The organism is Streptomyces sp. NPDC001828 (assembly GCF_042892175.1).
In the GTDB taxonomy this organism is placed as follows: Bacteria; Actinomycetota; Actinomycetes; order Streptomycetales; family Streptomycetaceae; genus Streptomyces.
The window spans coordinates 236,638-259,222 of the sequence record NZ_JBIATV010000015.1 but is presented as its reverse complement, the minus strand read 5'-3'; the positions used below and the strand labels follow the sequence as shown (position 1 = coordinate 259,222).

Annotated in this window: 22 protein-coding genes and 1 pseudogene; 14 read left to right on the top strand and 9 right to left on the bottom strand. The window is 70.4% G+C overall.

What is annotated here, in order from left to right:
- Window positions 1-370: 370 nt before the first annotated feature.
- Both ACFYZA_RS34015 and dmpI read left to right on the top strand, forming a co-directional pair.
- Window positions 371-1,219 (top strand): annotated as a pseudogene (locus ACFYZA_RS34015) (LysR substrate-binding domain-containing protein); the annotation flags it as partial.
- 311 nt (window positions 1,220-1,530) lie between these two features.
- Window positions 1,531-1,713 carry a 4-oxalocrotonate tautomerase DmpI gene (gene dmpI / locus ACFYZA_RS34010; protein ID WP_382590468.1) on the top strand — a complete coding sequence of 61 codons (183 nt, stop codon included), beginning with the start codon at window positions 1,531-1,533 and terminating at the stop codon, window positions 1,711-1,713.
- A gap of 143 nt (window positions 1,714-1,856) precedes the next feature.
- Here the strand turns inward: dmpI and ACFYZA_RS34005 are convergent, their stop codons facing one another.
- Window positions 1,857-2,606, bottom strand: coding sequence for a dienelactone hydrolase family protein (locus tag ACFYZA_RS34005; protein WP_388494453.1), 750 nt, complete (start codon window positions 2,604-2,606; stop codon window positions 1,857-1,859).
- Window positions 2,607-2,866: 260 nt separating this feature from the next.
- On the opposite strand from ACFYZA_RS34005, the gene ACFYZA_RS34000 reads away from it, so the two are divergent.
- The 3 genes from ACFYZA_RS34000 to ACFYZA_RS33990 all read left to right on the top strand — a co-directional run bounded on the left by ACFYZA_RS34000 (window position 2,867) and on the right by ACFYZA_RS33990 (window position 7,485).
- Window positions 2,867-4,408 carry an AMP-binding protein gene (locus ACFYZA_RS34000; protein ID WP_388494452.1) on the top strand — a complete coding sequence of 514 codons (1,542 nt, stop codon included), beginning with the start codon at window positions 2,867-2,869 and terminating at the stop codon, window positions 4,406-4,408.
- Window positions 4,409-4,523: 115 nt separating this feature from the next.
- The gene (locus ACFYZA_RS33995; RefSeq protein ID WP_382590458.1) at window positions 4,524-5,816 is read left to right on the top strand and encodes an MFS transporter; all 1,293 of its coding nucleotides are present in this window, start codon (window positions 4,524-4,526) and stop codon (window positions 5,814-5,816) included.
- Window positions 5,817-5,877: 61 nt separating this feature from the next.
- Complete coding sequence (locus ACFYZA_RS33990) at window positions 5,878-7,485, top strand: AMP-binding protein (RefSeq protein WP_388494470.1); 1,608 nt, start codon at window positions 5,878-5,880, stop codon at window positions 7,483-7,485.
- A gap of 14 nt (window positions 7,486-7,499) precedes the next feature.
- Here the strand turns inward: ACFYZA_RS33990 and ACFYZA_RS33985 are convergent, their stop codons facing one another.
- Window positions 7,500-8,195: a hypothetical protein gene (locus ACFYZA_RS33985; RefSeq protein WP_382590455.1), complete on the bottom strand. Its 696-nt coding sequence runs from the start codon at window positions 8,193-8,195 to the stop codon at window positions 7,500-7,502.
- A 317-nt stretch (window positions 8,196-8,512) separates the two neighbouring features.
- On the opposite strand from ACFYZA_RS33985, the gene gcl reads away from it, so the two are divergent.
- Window positions 8,513-10,294 carry a glyoxylate carboligase gene (gene gcl / locus ACFYZA_RS33980; protein WP_382590711.1) on the top strand — a complete coding sequence of 594 codons (1,782 nt, stop codon included), beginning with the start codon at window positions 8,513-8,515 and terminating at the stop codon, window positions 10,292-10,294.
- Between the two features lie 126 nt (window positions 10,295-10,420).
- Here gcl and ACFYZA_RS33975 read toward each other — a convergent pair whose 3' ends face one another.
- Window positions 10,421-11,260 (bottom strand): ArsR/SmtB family transcription factor, encoded by an 840-nt coding sequence (locus ACFYZA_RS33975; protein ID WP_388494451.1) that lies wholly within the window; start codon window positions 11,258-11,260, stop codon window positions 10,421-10,423.
- A gap of 183 nt (window positions 11,261-11,443) precedes the next feature.
- Between ACFYZA_RS33975 and ACFYZA_RS33970 the strand changes: the two genes are divergently transcribed.
- A complete protein-coding gene (locus tag ACFYZA_RS33970) occupies window positions 11,444-11,665 on the top strand; it encodes a hypothetical protein (RefSeq protein ID WP_100579962.1) in 222 nt (73 codons plus the stop codon).
- A 179-nt stretch (window positions 11,666-11,844) separates the two neighbouring features.
- Here ACFYZA_RS33970 and ACFYZA_RS33965 read toward each other — a convergent pair whose 3' ends face one another.
- The 3 genes from ACFYZA_RS33965 to ACFYZA_RS33955 form a co-directional block, all read right to left on the bottom strand.
- Entirely contained in the window at window positions 11,845-12,516 is a 672-nt protein-coding gene (locus tag ACFYZA_RS33965; protein ID WP_388494450.1) for an HAD family hydrolase, read from the bottom strand.
- A gap of 45 nt (window positions 12,517-12,561) precedes the next feature.
- Window positions 12,562-12,765 (bottom strand): hypothetical protein, encoded by a 204-nt coding sequence (locus ACFYZA_RS33960; protein ID WP_388494449.1) that lies wholly within the window; start codon window positions 12,763-12,765, stop codon window positions 12,562-12,564.
- An 89-nt stretch (window positions 12,766-12,854) separates the two neighbouring features.
- Complete coding sequence (locus ACFYZA_RS33955) at window positions 12,855-13,232, bottom strand: MerR family transcriptional regulator (protein ID WP_382590442.1); 378 nt, start codon at window positions 13,230-13,232, stop codon at window positions 12,855-12,857.
- Window positions 13,233-13,347: 115 nt separating this feature from the next.
- Here ACFYZA_RS33955 and ACFYZA_RS33950 point away from each other — a divergent pair, with 115 nt between their 5' ends.
- Window positions 13,348-14,421, top strand: coding sequence for an alkene reductase (locus ACFYZA_RS33950; RefSeq protein ID WP_388494448.1), 1,074 nt, complete (start codon window positions 13,348-13,350; stop codon window positions 14,419-14,421).
- A 405-nt stretch (window positions 14,422-14,826) separates the two neighbouring features.
- Here ACFYZA_RS33950 and ACFYZA_RS33945 read toward each other — a convergent pair whose 3' ends face one another.
- From ACFYZA_RS33945 to ACFYZA_RS33935, 3 genes are all read right to left on the bottom strand, one after another.
- Window positions 14,827-16,284, bottom strand: a complete 1,458-nt coding sequence (locus ACFYZA_RS33945; protein ID WP_388494447.1) for a catalase — start codon at window positions 16,282-16,284, stop codon at window positions 14,827-14,829.
- Between the two features lie 188 nt (window positions 16,285-16,472).
- The gene (locus ACFYZA_RS33940) at window positions 16,473-17,363 is read right to left on the bottom strand and encodes a 2-hydroxy-3-oxopropionate reductase (RefSeq protein ID WP_382590433.1); all 891 of its coding nucleotides are present in this window, start codon (window positions 17,361-17,363) and stop codon (window positions 16,473-16,475) included.
- A gap of 60 nt (window positions 17,364-17,423) precedes the next feature.
- Window positions 17,424-18,257, bottom strand: coding sequence for a TIM barrel protein (locus ACFYZA_RS33935; protein ID WP_382590430.1), 834 nt, complete (start codon window positions 18,255-18,257; stop codon window positions 17,424-17,426).
- 124 nt (window positions 18,258-18,381) lie between these two features.
- Here ACFYZA_RS33935 and ACFYZA_RS33930 point away from each other — a divergent pair, with 124 nt between their 5' ends.
- The 6 genes from ACFYZA_RS33930 (at window position 18,382) to ACFYZA_RS33905 (ending at window position 22,559) form a co-directional block, all read left to right on the top strand.
- A complete protein-coding gene (locus tag ACFYZA_RS33930) occupies window positions 18,382-18,633 on the top strand; it encodes a hypothetical protein (RefSeq protein ID WP_382590427.1) in 252 nt (83 codons plus the stop codon).
- A 125-nt stretch (window positions 18,634-18,758) separates the two neighbouring features.
- Window positions 18,759-19,091, top strand: a complete 333-nt coding sequence (locus ACFYZA_RS33925; protein WP_382590708.1) for a helix-turn-helix domain-containing protein — start codon at window positions 18,759-18,761, stop codon at window positions 19,089-19,091.
- 169 nt (window positions 19,092-19,260) lie between these two features.
- Entirely contained in the window at window positions 19,261-19,773 is a 513-nt protein-coding gene (gene uraD / locus ACFYZA_RS33920; RefSeq protein ID WP_382590424.1) for a 2-oxo-4-hydroxy-4-carboxy-5-ureidoimidazoline decarboxylase, read from the top strand.
- Window positions 19,773-20,162, top strand: a complete 390-nt coding sequence (gene uraH, locus ACFYZA_RS33915) for a hydroxyisourate hydrolase (protein ID WP_382590420.1) — start codon at window positions 19,773-19,775, stop codon at window positions 20,160-20,162. The genes uraD and uraH overlap by 1 nt, the downstream gene beginning before the upstream one ends.
- A 5-nt stretch (window positions 20,163-20,167) precedes the next feature.
- Window positions 20,168-21,091: a factor-independent urate hydroxylase gene (pucL, locus tag ACFYZA_RS33910; protein ID WP_114036149.1), complete on the top strand. Its 924-nt coding sequence runs from the start codon at window positions 20,168-20,170 to the stop codon at window positions 21,089-21,091.
- 67 nt (window positions 21,092-21,158) lie between these two features.
- Window positions 21,159-22,559: a nucleobase:cation symporter-2 family protein gene (locus ACFYZA_RS33905; RefSeq protein ID WP_388494446.1), complete on the top strand. Its 1,401-nt coding sequence runs from the start codon at window positions 21,159-21,161 to the stop codon at window positions 22,557-22,559.
- Window positions 22,560-22,585 lie beyond the last annotated feature (26 nt).

Below are 22,585 nucleotides of genomic sequence, written 5' to 3'. Positions count from 1 at the left end.
CACTCACGGACACCTCATGGAGATCGGCCCCATGGGGAGGGTGGCGGTGTAGACGCGACGCACGTAGGGGCCCCGCACATAGAGGGATCGGACATAGGTGGACTGCACGTAGGCCGACTGCTCCCGCACAGTCGCGCAGCCGCACTGCCCGCCCCGAGCACCAGTCGGCGTACGGATGGGGCCGCCCGCCCCCGAGGCCCCATGGACGGACAGACCAGGCCGCCCGTCCCCGAGGACCCATGGACGGACAGACCAGGCCGCCCGTCCCCGAGGACCCATGGACGTACAGGCGAGGCCGCCTGCCCCCGAGGGCCGGTTGGCGCGAAGACGGGGGCCACCCGTCTCCGAAGCCCCTGGATACAGTCGCCGCATGGAACTGCGGCAGCTCAGCTACTTCGTCACCGTCGCCGAGGAATTGCACTTCGGCCGGGCCGCCGAGCGGCTGCACATCGTGCAGTCGGCGGTGAGTCAGCAAGTGCGGCGGCTGGAAAGGGAGTTGGGGGCCGACCTGTTCGACCGCTCGCCGCGGCACGTGCGGCTGACCGCGGCGGGGGAGCGGTTGCTGCCCGGCGCGCGTGAGGTCCTCGCCGCCGCCGAGCGGGCCCGGGCCGCCGTCCGGGAGGGCGGCACGCTGCGCCTCGGCACCAGCGCCGGGCTCGGCGAGCACCTGGACCAGGTGCTCGGGGCGTTCGCCGGGATCGCCCCCGGCACCGGGGTCGAGCTGGTCTCCGTGCCCACGCGGGAGCGCCTGGCGCGGGTCGCCGACGGGCGGCTCGACGCCGCGTTCGTGCGCTCGCCCGAGCCCATGCCGGGCCTGCGGATCCTGCCGCTCTGGGAGGATCCGCTGCTCGTGGCCGTCCCGATGGCCCACCCGCTTGCCGCCCAGGACGAGATCGCGCTCTCGGAACTGGCCGCGCTTCCGCTGTCCCTCACGGCCCGCCGCAACAATCCGGCGCTGGTCGACCTCGTAGTGGGTGCCTGCCACGCTGCGGGCTTCGAGCCGGTGCCGGGGCCGGTCGGTGGCTCGCTCCAGAACACCCTGGCCGCCATCGGGCTCGGTTCGCTGTGGTCCGTGGTGTACGCGGCTCACGCGCGCCTGCTGCACAGCCCGCGCGTCGCCTTCCGCCCGGTGCGTGGGCCCGCTCTCGCCCTGCCCACCGGTCTCGTAGTGGGTGCCGGCCACATATCGGCCACGGTCGAGCTGTTCGTGAAGGCGTGCGCGGCCTCCACGGCGAGCGGAGTCACGGCAGCGGAAGCCATGGTGGATGAGACCACGGCGAGTGAAGCCGCGGAGAGCGGCGTTGCGGCAACTCAACCCACAGTCCGTGAAGTCGAAGCCGGCCGGGCCTCATTGGCCGGTACCGCGACCCAGGCGGCTGCCCTGCGCCCCTGACCAGCGGCGATCACCAAAACTGATCGCTGCGGTCGCGGTCTGCCTCTTGGTCGCACGGCACGGATCCGATGGACTGAGGTCACGCCGGTGAGCGACCCGGAAGGGCCGGGAAGCCGCCGCCGACACAGGAGTTGGCCATGCCCATCGTCACCATTCAGCAGGGTCCCCGCGACGTCGAGCTCAAGCGCGAGCTCGTGAAGCGGGTCACGGACGCGTTCGTCGACGCGTACAAGATCCCGGCCGAGACCGTTCAAGTGTGGATCCACGAGGTTCCCACGGACAGCTGGGGCGCGGCCGGCACGCTCACCGCCGACAAGTAGCCCGTCCTCAGCCGGACGCGGCCCTGTGGCCCTCGGCCGGACGTGGCCTTCAGTCGGACGTGGCCCTCGGCCGGACGTGCCGCCCGCCGGGAGCGCTCCCGGCGCTGCGGCACGCCGGCCCCCGAGGCCGCCGGCCGTCCAGGTCATGCCCCCAGGTCCTCCGTCACAGGCAGGCACTCGGCGAGCAGGTCGACGACGTCGCGCCAGGCGCGCTTCGCGTGCTGTGGGTGGTAGCCGACGCCGGGGACCGTGGGGTGGTCGACCGGCGGGTGGTGGAAGGCGTGCAAGGCTCCGCCATAGACCGTGAGACGCCAGTCGACGCCCGCGGCCTGCATCTCGGCGGTGAACGCGCTTCGTTGCGCGGGCGCCATGATCGGGTCCTCCGATCCGACCCCGGCCCACACCGGGCAGCCAATGCGCGCCGCCTCGCCCGGTCGGCCCGTGACCAGGCCGTTGACTGTCCCGATCGCGCGCAGGTTGACGCCGTCGCGCCCGAGTTCCAGCGCGATGGCGCCCCCGGTGCCGTATCCGACGGCGGCTGTCCGGTCGGGGTCGGTTCGCGGTTCGGTGCGCAACACGTCGAGCGCCGCGTGGCCGATGCCACGCATCCGGTCGGGGTCGGCGAGCAGCGGCATGCAACGGGCCAGCATCTCCTCGGGATCGCCCACATAGCGCCCGCCGTGGAGGTCGAAGGCGAGCGCCACATATCCCAACTCGGCGAGAGCGTCGGCCCGGCGGCGCTCGACGTCGCTGAGCCCCATGCCCTCCGGCCCGAGCAGCACCGCGGGGCGGCGGCCGACGCCGGCCGGGAGCGCGAGGTGCCCGATCATCGTCAAACCGTCGGCCGGGTACTCGACCGTACGCGTCGTAATCGTCGTCGCAGTAGTCGTCATGGGACGGGACTGTAATGATCACCGAGCCCGGTCCGGCCGCTGTTCCGCCGCCGGCGGAACAGCGCGGGTGTCCCTCTCGAATGCGGGACGGATCCGGCGCGGCTCTCCACCGGCCGCGCCGGACCGGGCAGCGCCCGGGCGGCAGGTACGACGGGCGGTGTGCGCAGGCCGATTCGGGGTTTCGGGCGCTGCGAGCGCCGTTGGGTACCAGAATCCCCACCTGACAGGTGATGCCGATCTTGGACCAGGAGTGAAGAGCGATGCGGATTCCGATGACGGTCTCGGACTTCCTCGACCGGGCAGAGCTGGGCTTCTCCGCCAGCACCGGTGTCGTCGACGAGCCGGACCAGCCGGGCCCGCCGGTGCCCGGCCTGACGTACGGGCGGCTGGCCGAGCGGGTGCGCGCCTGGCAGGCGGGATTTGACGCGCTGGGCGTAGGCGAGGGCGAGCGCGTGGCGGTGGTCAGTCACAACTCGGCGCGCATGCTGGAGCTGCTGTTCGCGGTGCCGATGAGCGGCCGGATCTGTGTGCCGGTCAACTTCCGCCTCAAGCCGGAGGAGATCGAGTACGTGGTGCGCCAGAGCGGGGCCTCGGTCCTGCTCGTCGACCCGGAGCTGGACGAGGCGCTGTCCGCCGTCCGGGCGCGCCACCGCTTCGTGCTGGGCGAGGAGACCGAGTCCGCCCTGATGCGGTTCGGCGTGGAGCCGCGCGCCTGGTCGGACCCGGACGAGGACGCGACGGCCACCATCAACTACACGTCCGGAACGACCGCCCGCCCCAAGGGAGTTCAGCTGACGCACCGCAACCTCTGGGTCAACGGGCTGACGTTCGGACTGCACACCCGGGCCTGGGAGGGCGATGTCTATCTGCACACCCTGCCGATGTTCCACTGCAACGGCTGGGGCATGCCGTACGTGATGGCGGGGCTCGGCGTGAAGCAGGTTGTGCTGCGCAAGGTCGACGGCACCGAGATCCTGCGGCGGGTCGAGGAGCACGGGGTCACCCTGATGTGCGGGGCGCCCGCCGTGTGGAACATGGTTCTGGACGCGGCCGCGTCGTGGCGGGGCGAGATCCCGGGCCGCGACCGGGTCCGCGTCGTCTGCGCCGGGGCGCCGCCGCCGAGCCGGACGATCCAGCGCCTGGACGAGGAACTGGGCTGGGAGTTCACCCAGATCTACGGTCTGACCGAGACGTCCCCGCTGCTCACCGTGAACCGCACCCGGGCCGCCGATGCCGGGCTGCCCGCCGAGGAGCGGGCCCGCAGGCTGTCGCGGGCCGGTGTGCCCGCGCTCGGCGTGCGGCTGAAGGTGTCGGACTCCGGCGAGGTGCTCGCCCGCTCCAACGTGGTGCTCGACGGCTACTGGGAGAAGCCCGAGGAGACGGAGGCGGCCCTGGGGGACGGCTGGTTCCACACCGGTGACGGCGGCACGATCGACGAGAGCGACGGCACCCTGACGATCTCGGACCGCAAGAAGGACGTCATCATCACGGGCGGCGAGAACGTCTCCTCGATCGAGGTGGAGGACACGATCTTCAGCCACCCGGCGGTCGCCGAGGTCGCCGTGATCGGGGTGCCGCACGACAAGTGGGGCGAGACGATCAAGGCGCTCGTCGTCCTGACGGAGGGCGCGGAGGTGACGGAGGCCGACCTCATCGCCTACTGCAAGGACCACCTGGCCCGCTACAAGGCGCCGACCTCGGTCGAGTTCCGCGAGGCCATCCCGCGTACCGCCACCGGCAAGATCCAGAAGTTCAAGCTCCGCGAGCCGTACTGGTCAGGACTCGACCGCGAGGTCAACTGACGCCTGCGGCGGGACAGTTGGGGAGTGGGGTGGCCGGCGTCACGCCTCGGGGTGGTCGAGGTCACACCCACTCCCTTTGACCTTCACATTGGTGTGAGGGTTCGAGCATGCACCCATGCCCATCACCAAGAGGTTCCTCACCAAGAGGCCAACTGCCGCCGATAGCAGCCCAGTTGTCGCCCACGCCGTAGCCGGCGGCCGCGACGACGGGAAGCTGCCCCTGCTCGCGCTCCTCGCGCTGACCACGGCGGTCCTCATCACGAGCCTGACCGAGACCCTGCCCGCCGGACTGCTGCCCGCGATGAGCGCGGACCTGCGTGTCAGTGAGTCCGTGACCGGACAGACGATCACGGTCTACGCCATTGGAACGGCGCTCACCGCGATCCCGCTCACCGCCGCGACCGCCGCCTGGCCGCGCAAGCGGCTGCTCCTGGTGTCGATGGCCGGCTTCGCCGTGGCCAACACGGTGACCGCGCTCTCGGGGAACTATCCGCTCACCATGGCGGCCCGGTTCGTCGCCGGGGTCGCGGCGGGCCTCGCCTGGGCCCTCCTGGCGGGATACGCGCGCCGCATGGCCCCCGCGCATCTCGAAGGCAGGGCCATCGCGATCGCCATGGCCGGCATCCCGGTCGCGCTGTCGCTCGGCGTCCCGGCCGGCACCTTCCTCGGCAAGGCCGTCAACTGGCAGGTGGCCTTCCTGGCGATGACCGGCCTGACCCTGGTCCTGCTCGGCTGGATCGGCGCGGTCGTGCCGGACAGGGCCGGCCAGGAGCGGGGCGCCCGGGCTCCGATGGCCGCGGCCCTGAAGGTGCCCGGGGTCCCGCCGGTCCTGTTCGTCACGCTGGTCTTCGTCCTGGCCCACACCGTGCTCTACACGTTCATCGCGACCTTCCTCGACGGGCTCGGCCTGGGCGGTTCCACCGATCTCGTGCTCCTGGTGTTCGGCGCGGCCTCGCTGGTGAGCATCGGGGTGGTCGGCGCGGGGATCAACCGCGGGCTGCGCGCGCTGACCCTCGCGAGCACCCTCCTGGTCGCCGTCGCGGCCGCCACCCTCGCCGTGCTCTCCGACAGCACTGCCATGGTCTACGTCGCGGTCACCCTGTGGGGCCTCGGCTGGGGCGGCGTCCCGACACTTCTGCAGACCGCGGTGGGTGACGCGGGCGGCGACCACGCGGAGGCCGCGCAGGCCATGCTCGTCACGCTCTGGAACGTGGCGATGGCCGGGGGCGGCGTCGTCGGCGGCATCCTCCTGAGCCTCCTCGGCCCGGCCGCGTTTCCCTGGAGCGTCCTGGTCCTGCTCGCGCCCGTGCTGCTCGTGGTGCAGGCCGCCCGCGTACACGGGTTCCCGGCCCGGCGCGGGAGTGCCGCCCGAGCGAACGGATTCGATCTTCCCAGCGCGCAACGCTAGGCAGGTCAGGGGCGGTCGGGGCATGCTGGGGGCCACGGTCGAGGAAGTGAGGCGCGCTGCGATGGTGACGGACTCGTACGCCCACGGGGTGAGCGGTACGGCCCTGCTGGGCGACACGATCGGCGGCAACCTGGACCGCGCGGTCCGGGCGTACGGGGAGCGCGAGGCGCTGGTCGACGTCGGGTCGGGCCGGCGCTGGACGTACGCCCAATTCGGCGCGGACGTGGACCAGTTGGCGTCCGCGCTGCTCGCCTCCGGGGTCGCCAAGGGGGACCGGGTCGGCATCTGGGCGGTGAACTGCCCCGAGTGGGTCCTGGTCCAGTACGCGACCGCGCGGATCGGCGCGGTGATGGTGAACATCAACCCGGCCTACCGCGTACACGAGTTGGAGTACGTCCTGCGCCAGGCCGGGGTCTCGGTGCTGTTCGCCTCGCTGGCCCACAAGTCGAGCGACTACCGGGCGATGGTCGAGCAAGTGCGGCCCCAATGCCCCGAGTTGGGAAGAGTCGTCTTCATCGGCGCCCCGGGGTGGGACCGGCTGATGGCCGAGGGGGCCGGGCGGCCGGGTGCCGAGCTCGTCGCCCGTCAGGCGGAGCTGTCCTGCGACGACGCGGTCAACATCCAGTACACCTCGGGCACCACGGGCTTCCCGAAGGGGGCCACGCTCTCCCATCACAACATCCTCAACAACGGTTATTTCGTAGGGCAGTTGCTCGCCTACACCGAGGCCGACCGGATCTGTGTGCCGGTCCCCTTCTACCACTGCTTCGGCATGGTGATGGGCAATCTGGCGGCCACCTCGCACGGCGCCTGCATCGTGATCCCGGCACCCTCCTTCGATCCGGCGGCCACCTTGCGGGCCGTGCAGGAGGAGCGCTGCACATCGCTGTACGGGGTGCCGACGATGTTCATCGCCGAGCTGAACCTGCCCGGCTTCGCCTCGTACGACCTCACCTCGCTGCGCACCGGAATCATGGCGGGCTCGCCGTGCCCGGCGGAGGTGATGAAGCGGGTGGTCGCCGAGATGCACATGGCCGAGGTGTCCATCTGCTACGGCATGACCGAAACGTCCCCGGTCTCCACCCAGACCCGTACCGACGACGACCTGGAGCGGCGCACCGGCACGGTCGGCCGGGTCATGCCGCACGTCGAGGTGAAGGTCGTCGACCCGGCGAGCGGCGTCACCGTGCCGCGCGGCGAGGCGGGCGAGCTGTGCACCCGTGGCTACAGCGTGATGCTGGGCTACTGGGACGAGCCGGAGCGGACCGCCGAGACGATCGACGCGGGCCGCTGGATGCACACGGGCGACCTCGCGGTCATGCGCGAGGACGGCTACGTCGAGATCGTCGGCCGCATCAAGGACATGATCATCCGGGGTGGCGAGAACGTGTACCCGAGGGAGATCGAGGAGTTCCTGTACCGGCACCCCAAGATCGCCGACGTACAGGTGGTGGGCATCCCGGACGAGCGGTACGGCGAGGAGATCCTGGCCTGTGTCATCCCGCGCGACCCGGCGGACCCGCCCACCCTGGACGAGGTGGCCGCGTACTGCCGCGAGCGGCTCGCGCACTACAAGATCCCCCGCCGTCTGCGCATCCTCGACGCCTTCCCCATGACCGTCAGCGGCAAGGTCCGCAAGGTGGAGCTGCGGGAGGGCTACGGGGCCTGAGCGCGCTGCCGGCCCTAGGTGCCCGCCGCGACCAGGTCGCGGGCCGCGCCGTTCACCGGCTGTGGCGTGCCCGTGAGGTCCAGGACGAAGAGCGGGACGTGCAGCTCGTCGGCGCGCCGGCGGGCCTCGGGCGCGTATCCGGCGAGCGAGAAGTGGACGCTGCGCGCCGAGGTGGTCATGGCGTGCAGCCACAGGCACTCGACGGCCTTGAGTGACGCGGGCCGGGTCGTCGGGTCCACCTGCGCCACCAGGCCCCGCCCGCGCAGGTCGATGCCGGAGGCCGGGGGCGGCTCGGCGTGCAGGATGTCGTCGAAGCCGAGCCAGGTCAGATAGAGCCCGGCCGCGGTCACCGCGTCGCGTGCCGTACGGATCGTGAGCGGCCGGAACGCCGTACGGGCCGGCGGGCCCACGGGTCTCTCGGCCGCCGTCGGCACGGGCGGCGCCGTCACGGGCCGTACCGGCACCCTCAGGACCACCCCGCAGGAGCAGCCGAGCTCGGGCTGCGGCCACTGGCTCTGGCGCCCGCAGGCCCGGCACCGCACGGTGACCCAGGTGTCCGTCCAGGTGCGGTGGGTGATCGGCGAGGGCGCGGCGCCGCGCTGGATGGGGGGCGCGAGCGGCGCCCCGCAGGCGCAGGGGTAGGCGGGCGGCACATAGACGTGATCGCGCCGACAGGTGGGGCAGCGCACCGGCACGCCGTCACCGTTCATCGGCCCCCACCTCCTGATGACACGGCCCCGCGCGAGGCCGCCGCACGGGTTGACCGTGCGTTCCGCGCTCCACGCCGGACGGGGTCCCCGGTGGCTCTTCCGGGGGCTCCGCCGTCCATGGTCCATCAACCGCGTCCGCCGCGTGGCCGATTCGCGCATCCCGGTCCTCCCTTGACGCGCTGGCGAAGCCGTCCTACATTGCTTCCACATAGCAGAATGAAACTTCCGCATTACGGAATTCGGTTTGAAGGCGGCGCGGCCAGGCGGCGCGCCCGAGCCGATTTCGCCGGCCGAAGCAGGAGCACCCCATGCCTCGTATGACCGCTGCCCGAGCGGCAGTTGAGATCCTCAAGCTCGAAGGCGTCAGCCACGCCTTCGGCGTGCCGGGCGCGGCGATCAACCCCTTCTACCGGGCGCTCAAGGAGGGCGGTGGCATCGACCACACGCTCGCCCGCCACGTCGAAGGCGCCTCCCACATGGCGGAGGGATACACGCGCGCCAACCCGGGCAACATCGGTGTCTGCATCGGCACGTCGGGCCCCGCGGGCACCGACATGATCACCGGCCTGTACTCCGCGACCGGCGACTCGATCCCGATCCTCTGCATCACCGGCCAGGCCCCGGTCGCGGTGATCCACAAGGAGGACTTCCAGGCGGTCGACATCGCCTCGATCGCGGCGCCGGTCACCAAGGCCGCGACGACCGTCCTGGAGGCCGCCCAGGTCCCCGGCGTCTTCCAGCAGGCCTTCCACCTGATGCGCTCCGGCCGTCCCGGCCCGGTCCTCATCGACCTGCCGATCGACGTCCAGCTCACCGAGATCGACTTCGACCCGGAGACCTACCAGCCGCTGCCGGTCTACAAGCCGACCGCGAGCCGGGCCCAGATCGAGAAGGCCATCACCTTCCTCCTGGAGTCCGAGCGCCCGCTGATCGTCGCCGGCGGCGGCATCATCAACGCGGACGCCTCCGACCTCCTGGTCGAGTTCGCCGAGATCACCAACACCCCGGTCATCCCCACCCTCATGGGCTGGGGCGCCATCGCGGACGACCACGAGCTGAACGCCGGCATGGTGGGTCTGCAGACCTCGCACCGCTACGGCAACGCGACGTTCCTGGAGTCGGACTTCGTCCTGGGCATCGGCAACCGCTGGGCCAACCGCCACACCGGTTACAAGCTCGACGTCTACACCCAGGGCCGCAAGTTCGTCCACGTCGACATCGAGCCCACCCAGATCGGCAAGATCTTCGCGCCGGACTACGGCATCGCCTCCGACGCCAAGGCCGCCCTGGAGCTCTTCGTCGAGGTCGCCAAGGAGCTGAAGGCCGCCGGCAAGCTGCCCGACCGCTCGGCGTGGGTCGCCTCCCACCTGGAGCGCAAGTCGACGCTGCAGCGCCGCACGCACTTCGACAACGTGCCGATGAAGCCGCAGCGGGTCTACGAGGAGATGAACAAGGCCTTCGGCCCGGAGACGCGCTACGTCACCACCATCGGCCTCTCGCAGATCGCCGGCGCGCAGATGCTGCACGTCTACAAGCCGCGCAACTGGATCAACTGCGGCCAGGCCGGCCCGCTCGGCTGGACCATCCCGGCCGCGCTCGGCGCCGCGACCGCCGACCCGGAGGTCCCCGTCGTCGCCCTGTCCGGCGACTACGACTTCCAGTTCATGCTGGAGGAGCTGGCGGTCGGCGCGCAGCACAAGATCCCGTACGTCCACGTCCTCGTGAACAACGCCTACCTGGGTCTGATCCGTCAGGCGCAGATCGGCCTGGACATCAACTTCCAGGTCAACCTGGAGTTCGAGAACATCAACTCCCCGGAGCTGGGCGTCTACGGCGTCGACCACGTCAAGGTCGTCGAGGGCCTGGGCTGCAAGGCCATCCGGGTCACCGAGCCGGACCAGCTGCTGCCCGCGTTCGAGGAGGCCAAGAAGCTGGCCGCCGAGTTCCGCGTCCCGGTCGTCGTCGAGGCGATCCTGGAGCGGATCACGAACATCTCGATGAGCCGCACCAACGACATCAGCGACATCAGCGAGTTCGAGGAGCTGGCCACCGAGCCGGGCCACGCCCCGACGGCGATCCGCCCCCTCACGGCTTCCTGAGCCCCGGCTCCCGCGGTCACGGCCGCCGCGCCGGGACTCGGGAGCCCAGGCTCACCGAGCCGCTCGAACGGTCCGGCCCCCGTTCCCCCGCACTGGGGAGCGGGGGCCGGACGTGTGCCCGGCCGCTCATCCCTGTTCGCGCTCGATCAGCGTCTTGAGCGTGGAGAGGATCATCACCCAGCCGCCGCTGACCCCCTTGAGCATCTCGCTGTCCGTGCTCTCGAAGCCGTCGTGCGTGATGGTCAGCTTCACCCCGAGGGAGGCCGGATCGGCGGGCTGGATGTCGAACGCCACCTGGGACTGCTCGGTGCGCGCACGCTCGAACTCCTCGTCGCTGTCGAAGAGCTGACGGTGCATCGGAAGAATCCGGTGCCAGGTGTACGCCAGCTTGCGGCCCGGCACCGCCTCGATCACCGCCTGGCCGAGATCCTCGTACGCCCCCTCCGGGCCCATCTTCCACAGCACCGGAGAGCCCACCCGCCAGTCGGACTTGGGCCCCCAGCCGCCGAAGTACCGCTGCGCGAAATCGGCGTCGGTCAGGGCCTCGTAGAGCCGCTGCGGGGTGGTCTCGATGTAGATCTCGTAGACGAACTCGGGCTTCTCCACGGGGAGTTCCTCCTTCAGGTTCCGCTTCCACCGGGCGGGCGGATCCAGTCCGCCGCGCTCGTACTTGCCGATCCACCGGTCGGACAGTTCCTGGATCGGCGCCGCGTCCAGGTAGTGCAGCTTCTCCCGGCGGCTGCGCACCGAGGTGACAAGGCGCGCCGCCTCAAGGACCGCGAGGTGCTTGCTCACCGCCTGCCGCGACATGGCGAGCCCCGCGCACAGCTCCCGGAGCGTCTGCCCGTTCCGCGTCCTGAGCCGGTCGAGCAGGAGCCTCCTGCTGGCGTCGGCGAGCGCCCTGAAGACGTCGTCCGCGCGCACCTCCGGAGGGCGGTCGGCGGGTGTCCAGCGGGTGTCCGGCACGCTTCGGGCCGCCGGCGGACGGATGCCTCGAAATCCACGCTGGCAACCACCGGGTTGCGTGTCAATTCGTGACGATTTTCGCACCGGGATGCGTGTCGGTGCATGGAGATACCGGATCGATTCCCCATCGTCACCCGGCGGGCCTGCCCTTCGGGCCGTTTCGCGGCGCATACTGGGGTGACGATGACGAAGCCATCCGCGCCCCGGCGCCACCTGCCCACCAGCCCCTTCAAAGCCCCGGATGCTCCGGCGGCCAAGCACTTCGTCCTAGGAGACCGGGTCACACATGACCAGTTCGGCCTGGGCACCATCATCGGGGTCGAGGACGGCGTCGCGATGCTCGTCGACTTCGGCTCCCGCCAGGCCCGAATCGTGAGTCCGTATACCCGCATGGACAAGCTCTAGACCTCGCCCCCAGGGCAGATCCCCGGGCCGGACCGTACGCGCGGTCCGGCCCGGGGGCGTGTCCGCACCCGCCGGAACCCGTACGCGGGCTGCCCTTCCGGGTGAACCTCGCGCGAGGCTCCCGCAGGGGCGTACGGGGAGCCGCCGCGCGCCCCTCGGGGCCCACGAGCGCCCGCTGCCTAGGCGCCGGGGGAGTGGGCGCCCGACGTCTCCTCGGCGACGATGGACGCCAGCTGGGTGAGGGAGTCGATCCGCCAGTCCGCGGCCGCCACGACCTCCGGGTCGTCTGCCCACCAGTGACCCCACGGCCCGCGCCGCAGATGGGCGACGCGCAGCCCGGCCGCCTTGGCCGGGAAGACGTCGTTCACGGGGTGGTCCCCGACGTACACGGTCTCGTGCGGAGCCGACCCGGCGACCTCCAACACCCTTTCGTAGAAGCCCGGTTGGGGCTTGTCGACGCCCCATTCGTCCGAGGTCGCCACCAGGTCCGCGGGCAGGTCGAGGCCCCGCAGGAGCTCGCCGGCCCGGACGGTCTGGTTCCCGGCGACGATGACGCGGATGCCGAGCTTGCGCAGCCCGCCCAGGGCGGGCCGCACGTCCTCGTACAGGTCGGTCTCGTCGAGGTGTTCACCCCGCCCCGCGGTCTCCCGGGCCAGGTGGGCCTGGCGCACGTCCATCCCGGGTTTGAGCATGCGCAGGGCGTCCGCCGAATCGCGGCCCTGGGTGACGACCGCGCCGACCAGCGCGGCGAGGGTGTGCCGGGGGACGCCGATCCAGTCGGCCCAGGACGCCCAGTAGCGGTCGTCGCGCACCAGTGTTTCGCCTATGTCGAGGACGATGGTCTCAATCATCGTGGCGATCCTAGGCGGTCGGGCGGACATATCGGGCCGACGCCACTACAAGGCGGACTGGAATGCGGAAGCGGACGGCACGGTGTCGACGGTCAGGGTGACGCGGCGCAGGGCGGCGGGGGCCCGCCCGGCGTGCTGGGCGGCGGCCCGGGCGGCGAGGCCCCTGCGGCGGCCGGCCGGAACGGCGGCGAGAACGGGCTGGGTCTCGACGGCGGGCAGGGCGGCGGCGGACACGAGTTTCGTGGTCATGCCTCATTGTGCATGGCGCCGCACTGTGCTGCGGGCCGTTTGATGAGGGCTCAACTGTGCTGTACGGGAGGCCTGTTGGGGCGCAGGGGTCAGCCGGCCGCGGTGACGCGCACTTGGTCGCGGTAGGCGCGGGCCGAGGCCATCACGGCGTCGAGGGTGTCCCTCGTGTGGAGGAGTTCGGCGATGTGGGCGGAGAGGCGATCGCGCTCCAGGGCCATGCGGTCGAGCGCGGCGTCGGAGGTCTTGCCGCTGGGGGAGTCGACACAGGGCAGGAGTTCGAGGATGGTGCGGCTGGACAGGCCCGCGGCGTAGAGGCGTTGGACGAGGAGGACCCGTTCGACGTCGGCCTCGCGGTAGTGCCGCTGCCCGGCGGCACTGCGCGCGCTGCGGAGCAGGCCCTGCTCCTCGTAGTAGCGCAGGGACCGGACGCTGACTCCGGCACGTGACGCGAGTTCTCCGATGCGCATCGAGCCCTCCGATTGTGTTCTGCGTCACAGACCATTGCCCCTGACGTCAGTGTCAGCTTTTAGCGTAGCGGACGTGCCCGAGTGCGGGCGGCGCGACACATTGAGGAGTCCCGACATGACGACGCTTTTCACCGGCCACCGGCTCGGCGGCCTCACGCTGCCCAACCGGGTGGTCATGGCTCCGATGACCCGGGTCCGGGCCGCGGCCGGCGGGCTGGCGACGCCTTCGATGGCGGCCTACTACGCCCAGCGGGCCACCGCCGGGCTGATCGTGAGCGAGGGGGTGCAGCCGAGCCTGATCGGGCAGTCCAACCCGGGCACGCCGGGGCTGTACACCGATGCGCAGGCCGAGTCGTGGCGCCCGGTGACCGCCGCCGTGCACGCCAACGGCGGCAGGATCTTCGCCCAGCTCATGCACGGCGGCCGGGTCTCGCACCCCGACACCACGGGGCTGCGGCCGGTCGGCCCCTCCGCCGTGGCGGCCGTGGGTGAGGTGTTCACCCCGACCGGGCCCCAACCGGCTCCGGTTCCGCGGGCGTTGGAGACGGCCGAGGTGCCCGAACACGTGCGGTCCTACGCCGAGGCCGCCCGTCGTGCCGTCGACGCGGGCTTCGACGGGGTGGAACTGCACGGCGCCAACGGCTACTTGATCTCGCAGTTCCTCTCCTCCAACGCCAACCTGCGCACGGACCGATACGGAGGCCCGGTCTCCCACCGGATCAGGTTCGCCGTCGAAGCCGTCACCGCCACCGCCGAGGCGATCGGTGCCGACAGGACGGGCATCCGGCTCTCACCGGGCGCCAGCTTCTGGGGAGTCGAGGAGAGCGACGTCCGCGAGCTCTACACCGCGCTGCTGGCCGAGCTGGCCCCTCTCGGGCTCGCCTACATCCACGTGGAGGCGACGGCCGACGAGGAAACGCTCCTCGCCCTGCGGCGCGCGTGGCCGGGCACCCTCGTCATGAATCCCGTGCTGCCGATGGGCCCGAAGCAGGCCGGCAAGGACGACGCCGACCACTGGCTCGCCCAGGGCGCCGACCTCATCAGCTTCGGCCGCGCCTTCATCTCCAACCCCGACCTCGTGGAGCGGCTGCGCACCGGACTTCCGCTCGCCCCGGTCGACGAGGCCACGTACTACCAGGGCGGCGACCGGGGTTACTTGACCTACGCGTCCCACCAGTACACGACATGAGCCCTGCCAAAGATCAAGGCCCCACCCGTACCAACCGGGTGAGGCCTTGATCATCGGACGCTCGGTTCGGGACCGTAAACCGAACCCAGCGTCCTGGCTGTGGAGTTGTAACCGCCCGGCGGAACGAGGCTGGCGCGACAGGACGTTCGCACCGCCGGGCGGGGTTCGCGGGGGAGGTTCTGGGATCGCGGCGGCGGCGATTGGCGTGCGTGCCGGGTCCCTTCCTTCAGGTCAGGAAGGGGGACGCACACGCCTTGACCACCGCACTGGCATCGCCGTACCGCCGCGATCCTCAGGTTGTCCATATCCGCCGACCACCCCTCATCCGGGTCGGCGGATCGGACTGTGCAAAGAATCTGACCTCCCGTCAAATTCCTTGCACGGTCTGGAGGTTGAACCGGCCGACTAGTCCTCGCGCAGGGCGCGGACGGCCTCCTCGACGCGCTTGCCGTACTCGGCGTCCGCGGCGTGGAAGTGGGCCAGGTTCTTCTCGATGACGTCGTCGCGGGAGACCTGCGACAGGCCACCGGCGATGTTCGCGATCAGGCGCGCCTTCTCCTCGTCCGACATCAGGCGGTACAGCTCGCCGGCCTGGAAGAAGTCGTCGTCCTTCACGTGGGCCGGGGCGGCGTGCGTGCCCGTGTAGCCGTGGATGGCCAGCGGGGCCGACAGGGCGGCGTCCGTCTGGGCCGGGCCCGAGTACGAGTTGGGCTCGTAGTTCTTGTCGGTGCGGCGGCCGTTGCGGGTCGCCATCAGGCCGTCGCGGCCGTAGTTGTCGACCTCGGCCGCCTTCGCGGAGTTGACCGGCAGCTGGGTGTGGTTGACGCCGAGGCGGTAGCGGTGCGCGTCCGCGTAGGCGAACAGGCGGCCCTGGAGCATCTTGTCGGGCGACGGGCCGATGCCCGGGACGAAGTTGTTCGGGGAGAAGGCCGACTGCTCGACCTCCTGGAACACGTTGTCCGGGTTGCGGTCGAGGACCAGGCGGCCCACGCGCTGCAGCGGGTAGTCGCTGTGCGGCCACACCTTGGTGAGGTCGAACGGGTTGAAGCGGTAGTCCGCGGCCTCGGCGGCGGGCATGATCTGGACGTACAGCGTCCAGGACGGGTTCACGCCGCGCTCGATGGCCTGCAGCAGGTCCGTCTGGTGGCTGTTCGCGTCCTTGCCGACCTGCTCGGCGGCCTGGTCGGAGGAGAGGCTGCGGACGCCCTGGTTCGTCTTGAAGTGGTACTTGACGAAGAAGGCCTCGCCCTGCGCGTTCGTCCACTGGTAGGTGTGCGAGCCGTAGCCGTTCATGTGACGGTACGAGGCCGGGATGCCGCGGTCGCCCATGAGCCAGGTGACCTGGTGGGTGGCCTCGGGGGCGTGCGCCCAGAAGTCCCAGACGTTGTCCGGCTCCTGCTTGCCCGTGAAGGGGTCGCGCTTCTGGGAGTGGATGAAGTCGGGGAACTTGATCGGGTCCTTGATGAAGAACACCGGGGTGTTGTTGCCGACGAGGTCGTAGTTGCCCTCTTCGGTGTAGAACTTCAGCGCGAAGCCGCGCGGGTCGCGGACCGCGTCCGCGCCGCCGAGCGAGTCGGCCACGGTGGAGAAGCGGATGAACGTCTCCGTGCGCTTGCCCACCTCGCCGAGGAAGTCGGCCTTCGTGAAGCCGGTGACGTCGTCGGTCACCTCGAAGTAGCCGTACGCGCCGGAGCCGCGGGCGTGCACCACACGCTCCGGGATGCGCTCACGGTTGAAGCGCGCGAGCTTCTCCAGGAGGTGCTGGTCCTGGAGCAGGATGGGGCCACCGACGCCGGCGGTGGCGGAGTTCTGGTTGTCGGCGACGGGGGCGCCGGACTCGGTCGTAAGCACGCGCTTCGACATCGTGACCTTCCGTACTGGAGCTGCACCGCTGACTGTTCCGCGGTTCCGTGAGCGTAAATTCGCCCGGAACAGAACGTCAACAGTTTGTTGAAAATGAAGTGTGAGCTTCCGGGCGGCAGCGGCGCCTGGGCGCGACAGGACAGGTGTCAGCGCCGCCGCCGCCCGGAAATCTAAGGGACCCGGAAGGGTCAGACCTGCGAGCCCGAGAGGCGCTCGACAGCACGGAGGAGGGCGGAGTGGTCCAGGCCGCCGTCGCCCTGGGCGCGCAGCGAGGCGACCAGCTGGGCCACGACCGCGCCGACCGGAAGGGCCGCGCCCACGTTGCGGGCGGCGTCGGTGACGATGCCCATGTCCTTGTGGTGCAGGTCGATCCGGAAGCCGGGCTTGAAGTCCCGGTTCAGGAAGTTGTCCTTCTTGCGGGTCAGCACGGTCGAGCCGGCCAGACCGCCGTTGAGGACGTCCAGGGCGGCGGTGAGGTTCACGCCGGACTTCTCGAGGAAGACGACGGCCTCGGCGCAGGCCTGGATGTTGACCGCGACGATGAGCTGGTTGGCGGCCTTCACCGTCTGGCCGGAGCCGTGCGGACCGCACAGGACGATGGTCTTGCCGAGGGCTTCGAGGATCGGCAGCGCCTCGTCGAAGTCGGCCTGCTCGCCACCCACCATGATCGACAGGACGGCCTCGATGGCGCCGGCCTCGCCGCCGGAGACGGGGGCGTCCAGGACGCGGATGCCCTTCTCCGCCGCGTTCTTGGCCAGGTCGACCGAGGTCTGCGGGGTGATCGACGACATGTCGACGATCAGCGCGCCCTGCCTGGCGTTGGCCAGGATGCCGTCCTCACCGTACGCGATGGCCTCCACCTGCGGGGACGCCGGAACCATCGTGATGATCACGTCGGCGTCCTTGACCGCCTCGGCGATCGAGCCGGCCGCGGTGCCGCCGGCCGCCGCGAGGCGGTCCAGCTTGTCCTGCTCCAGGGTGAAGCCGGTGACCGAGTAGCCGGCCTTGATCAGGTTCTCGGACATGGGGGAGCCCATGATGCCGAGGCCGACCCATGCGATCTTGGGGAGGTTGCTCATGAGGGTGCTGCCTTCCTAAAAGCTTTAATGCGTCGAGAAGTTGAGGCCCGGCGGGCGGCCTCAGCGGGCCGCGCGGGCCTCGGCGGGGAGCCACTCGAAGGACGCGGCGGCGTCGGCGGCCTTGTACTCCAGGCCCACCCAGCCGTCGTAGCCGGCCTTCTTGAGCTGGTCGAGCAGCTCTTCCAGGGGCAGCGAGCCGGTGCCCGGCGCGCCACGGCCCGGGTTGTCGGCGATCTGCACGTGGCCGGTCTTGTCGGCGTACGCCTCGATGACCTCGGCGACGTTCTCGCCGTTCATCGACAGGTGGTAGATGTCGAGGAGGAACTTGGCGTTGCCCAGACCCGTCGCGGCGTTGACCTTGTCCACGACCTCGATCGCGGACGGGGCGCTCACCAGCGGGTAGAGCGGGGACTCCGGCTTGTTCAGGGTCTCGACCAGGAGGATCGCGCCGACCCGGTCGGCCGCGCGGGCCGCCAGGACGAGGTTCTCCAGGGCGAGGGCGTCCTGCACCTGCGGGTCCGCGCCTTCGACGCGGTTGCCGTAGAGCGCGTTGAGCGCCTTGCAGCCGACCGAGGCGGCGAAGTCGGCCGCCACCTCGATGTTGGCGCGGAAGCGGTCCGACTCCTCGCCGGGAACCGACAGCGCGCCGCGGTCCGGGCCCGGCAGGGCGCCGGCGTAGAAGTTGAGTCCCACCAGCTGGGTGCCGGCGTCGTCGAGCGCCTTCTTGAGGGCGTCGAGCTCGGCCTGGTCGGGGGTGGGGGTCTCGATCCAGGGCCACCACAGCTCGACCGCCGTGAAGCCCGCCGCGGCCGCGGCCGCGGGACGCTCCAGGAGCGGGAGTTCCGTGAAGAGGATCGAGAGGTTCACATCGAAGCGCTGGTCCGTGTATCCCATGAGGGGTGTGCGCTCCTTCCGTATTGCGGAAGTTGTTTTCTGCTTGATGGAAGGTTGCAGCGGGACGGGCGAGGTTGTCAAGGGGGCCTCCCGGATTTCGTCCCGCTCGCAGTAGGTTGAGCGCGTGCGATTGAGAGTGGAGTTCACGACCGAGCCCTTCGATCTCGACGAGGCGCCGCCGCATGCCGTGGTCGCCCGCGATGTGATCCAGGCGGCCCGGCTCGACGCGATCGACGTCGGCCCCTTCGGCAACACCGCGGAAGGCGGCGCCGACGAGGTGCTGACCGCGGTGGACGAGCTGCTGCGCAGCGCGCTCGCGGCCGGCGCCACCCGGGTCTCGCTCCAGGTCAATGTGATCGGGGAGGACGAGAAGTGACCGAACCCACCGCTCCCGCCGCGCCGACCGAGCCCCCTCGGGCCGCCGCCCCGGCCGGGCCTCCCCGCGTCGCCGACCCCGCCGAGCACCCGCTGCTCCAGGCGGTCAAGCCGCTCGTCGACGCGATGGGCGCCGAGATGCTGGCGCCGGAGCACGCGGACCCCGACGACGTGGTGCTCGCCTGGGAGGGCGAGGACGTGGTGGCGGTGCGGCTGCCGCAGCTCTCCGACTCCCTGGACCACATCCTGGCCGCCATGGAGCGCCGGCACGGCATGCCGCTCGCCTCCCTCGACCGCAAGGCCAAGCAGTCGGCCGTACGGACCCTGGAGGCGCGTGGTGCCTTCTCCGTGCGGCACGGCGTGGAGACGGTCGCCTCGGCCCTCGGGGTCAGCCGTTTCACCGTGTACAACTACCTGAACAGGGATCTGAACAGGGAAAACACCGCCAAGGGCGACTGAGCGAGCACGCTCGGTGCCCGCTTCGGCACCCCTCGAACGCAACGAACCGCCGTCCGGACACCGGGCGGCGGTTTTTGTAACCCCAAGTTTTCAACAAAGTGTTGACGGGATGTTTCGGAGGGCGTTAGCTATCCGCAGCCCGTTCAGCACCAAGGCCACGGAGGCCGCCGTGACTTCGACTTCGACGCCGGGCCTCGCTCGGTTCAACACCTCACAGGACAGTGCGGCCCTGGCCGCGCTCCACGAGGTGTGCGCCAGTTCGGCGTGGGGGAGCAAGCTGCTCGCCCAGCGCCCGTACGCCACCGCGGAGGACCTCTTCATCGCCAGTGACGCCGCTCTGGCCGAGCTGGGTGTGGAGGACCTGGAAGAGGCGATGGCCGGGCACCCGCCGATCGGCCGGCCGAAGCCCGGTGACCCCACCTCCGCACGTGAACAGCGCGGAATGGCCGGGGCCTCCGAGGCCCTCAAGGCCGAGCTGCTCGAACTGAACCTGGACTACCAGGAGAAGTTCGGTCATGTCTTCCTGATCTGCGCGACCGGTGCCACCGGCGAGCAGATGCGCGATGCGGTAAAGACCCGGATCGGCAACACCGCCGAGGAGGAGCGCGAGATCGTGCGCACCGAACTCGGGAAGATCAACCGAATCCGGCTGACCCGTCTCGTAGAAGAGGACAAGGACTGATGAGCACCGCGACCACCGCCTCGGTGTCCACGCACATCCTGGACACCAGCATCGGACGCCCCGCCGAGGGCGTCGCCATCTCGCTCGCGGCCCGCTCGGGCTCCGACGCCGAGTGGACCGCGCTCGGCGGTTCCGCGACCGACGCGGACGGGCGCTGCAAGGACCTGCCGGCCCTGCCGGAAGGCACCACCCACGTGCGACTCGACTTCGAGGTCGAGCAGTACTTCAACAAGAAGCAAGCCGAGGCGCAGCAGGACGCCCCCCGCGTAAGGGACAGCGGTGCGTTCTTCCCGGAGGTGGCGATCACTTTCGCCGTCACCCCGGGCGAGCACTATCACGTACCGCTGCTGCTCAACCCGTTCGGCTACTCCGTTTACCGAGGGAGCTAGCAGACATGCCCACGATTCTCGGCCAGAACCAGTACGGCAAAGCAGAGAACCGCGTCGTCAAGATCACGCGGGACGGCGACACGCACCACATCAAGGACCTGAACGTCTCGGTCGCCCTGTCCGGCGACATGGAGGACGTGCACTACTCCGGCTCGAACGCCAACGTGCTTCCGACGGACACCACCAAGAACACGGTGTACGCGTTCGCCAAGGAGTACGGCATAGAGTCCGCCGAGCAGTTCGGCATCCACCTCGCGCGGCACTTCGTGACCTCGCAGGAGCCGATCAAGGTCGCGCGCATCCGCATCGAGGAGTACTCGTGGGAGCGCATCGAGACCTCCGAGGCCAACTCGAAGTTCATCGGCTCCGACGACGTCAAGCACTCCTTCGTCCGCAAGGGCCAGGAGACCCGGGTCACCCAGATCACCTACGACGGTGAGAAGTGGGAGGTCATCTCGGGCCTCAAGGACCTGGTCGTGATGAACTCGACGAACTCCGAGTTCTGGGGTTACGTCAAGGACAAGTACACGACGCTCCAGGAGGCGTACGACCGCATCCTGGCCACCCAGGTCTCCGCCCGCTGGCGCTTCAACTGGAGCGACGACGAGCAGAAGGCGCCCAACTGGGAGAAGTCCTACGAGCAGGTGCGCAAGCACATGCTGCAGGCCTTCGCCGAGACGTACTCCCTCTCGCTCCAGCAGACCCTGTACCAGATGGGTTCGCGCATCATCAACAACCGGTCCGAGATCGACGAGGTTCGATTCTCGCTGCCGAACAAGCACCACTTCCTGGTGGACCTCGAGCCGTTCGGGCTCAAGAACGACAACGAGGTCTACTTCGCGGCCGACCGTCCGTACGGTCTGATCGAGGCGACCGTCCTGCGCGACGGCGTCGAGCCGCAGATCCCGGTCGACATGACCAACCTCTGACGCGGCACTGAGCCGGCCCCCGTCCGCCCGCAGTCGGGCGGGGGCCGGCCAGACCGGAGGGAATCTCATGGCACAGCCTGCAATGGGGCCGGCACCAGCCGACGGCCCATGTCCCACCCCACCTGAAGGTGCCGTGCACCCGGTGGATGAAAAGCTTCCTGCCTCGCGGCTCGTCCCCGCCGCGCTCCAGCACATCGCCGCCATGTACGCGGGCGTCGTCACCCCTCCGCTCATCATCGGCCAGGCCGTCGGCCTGGACACCGCGGGACAGACCCGTCTGATCGCGGCCAGCCTGCTCATAGCCGGGCTCGCCACCGTCCTGCAGACCATCGGTCTCGCGAACTTCGCCGGAAACCGGCTCCCGTTCGTCAACGCCGCCTCCTCGGCCGGCATCGCGCCCATGCTCGCGATCGCCGAGACCAGCGCCAAAGGCCACCAACTCCCCGCCATCTACGGCGCGGTGATGGTCGCCGGAGTCTTCTGCCTCCTGGTCGGCCCCTTCTTCGGCCGGCTGCTGCGCTTCTTCCCGCCGCTGGTGACCGGTGTCGTGATCACGCTCATCGGCGTCACGCTGATGCCCGTACCCGTCTCCTGGGCCCAGGGCGGCGACAAGACCGCCGCCGACTTCGGGTCCATGAAGAACCTGGCGCTCGCCGCCTTCACGCTCGTCGTGATCCTGCTCTTCCAGCGCTTCGGCCGCGGTTTCCTGCGCCAAGTCGCCTTGCTGCTAGGCCTGTTGATCGGCACACTCGCCGCCATCCCGTTCGGCATGGCCGACTTCGCGGCGATGAAGTCCGCGCCCGTCGCCGCCCTGCCGACGCCCTTCTCCTTCGGCGCCCCCGAGTTCCACCCGGCGGCCGTCCTCTCGCTGTGCATCGTGATGCTGGTCCTGATGACCGAGTCCAGCGCCGGCATGCTCGCCATCGGCGAGATCTGCGAGCGCCGCACCGACGGGCGCACCATCGCCCGGGGCCTGCGCACCGACGGCATCGCCACGCTGCTCGGACCCGTCTTCGGCGGCTTCCCCACCAGCGCGTTCGCCCAGAACGTGGGCGTGGTCTCGCTGACTCGCGTACGCAGCAGGTACGTTGTCGCCGTCGCGGGCTGCGCCCTGCTCGTGCTCGGCGCCTTCCCGGTGCTCGGCGCGGTCGTCTCCCTGGTCCCGATGCCCGTCCTCGGCGGCGCCGGAATCGTCCTGTTCGGCTCGATCGCGGTGAGCGGCATCCGTACCCTCTCCGAGGCCGGGCTCGACGACAGCTCCAACATCATCCTGGTGGCCGTCGCGCTCGGGGCGGGCATCATCCCGCTCGCCGCGCCCACCTTCTACGCCGGATTCCCCGCCTGGGCACAGACCGTGCTCGGGTCCGGAATCAGCGCGGGAGCGCTCACCGCGGTCCTGCTCAACCTTTTCTTCCACCATCTCGGCACCCGGAGCCGCGTCGCGGTCCCGGCACTCAAATCCTCGTAGGGTCCTGCCGTGCCCAAGTCACAGCC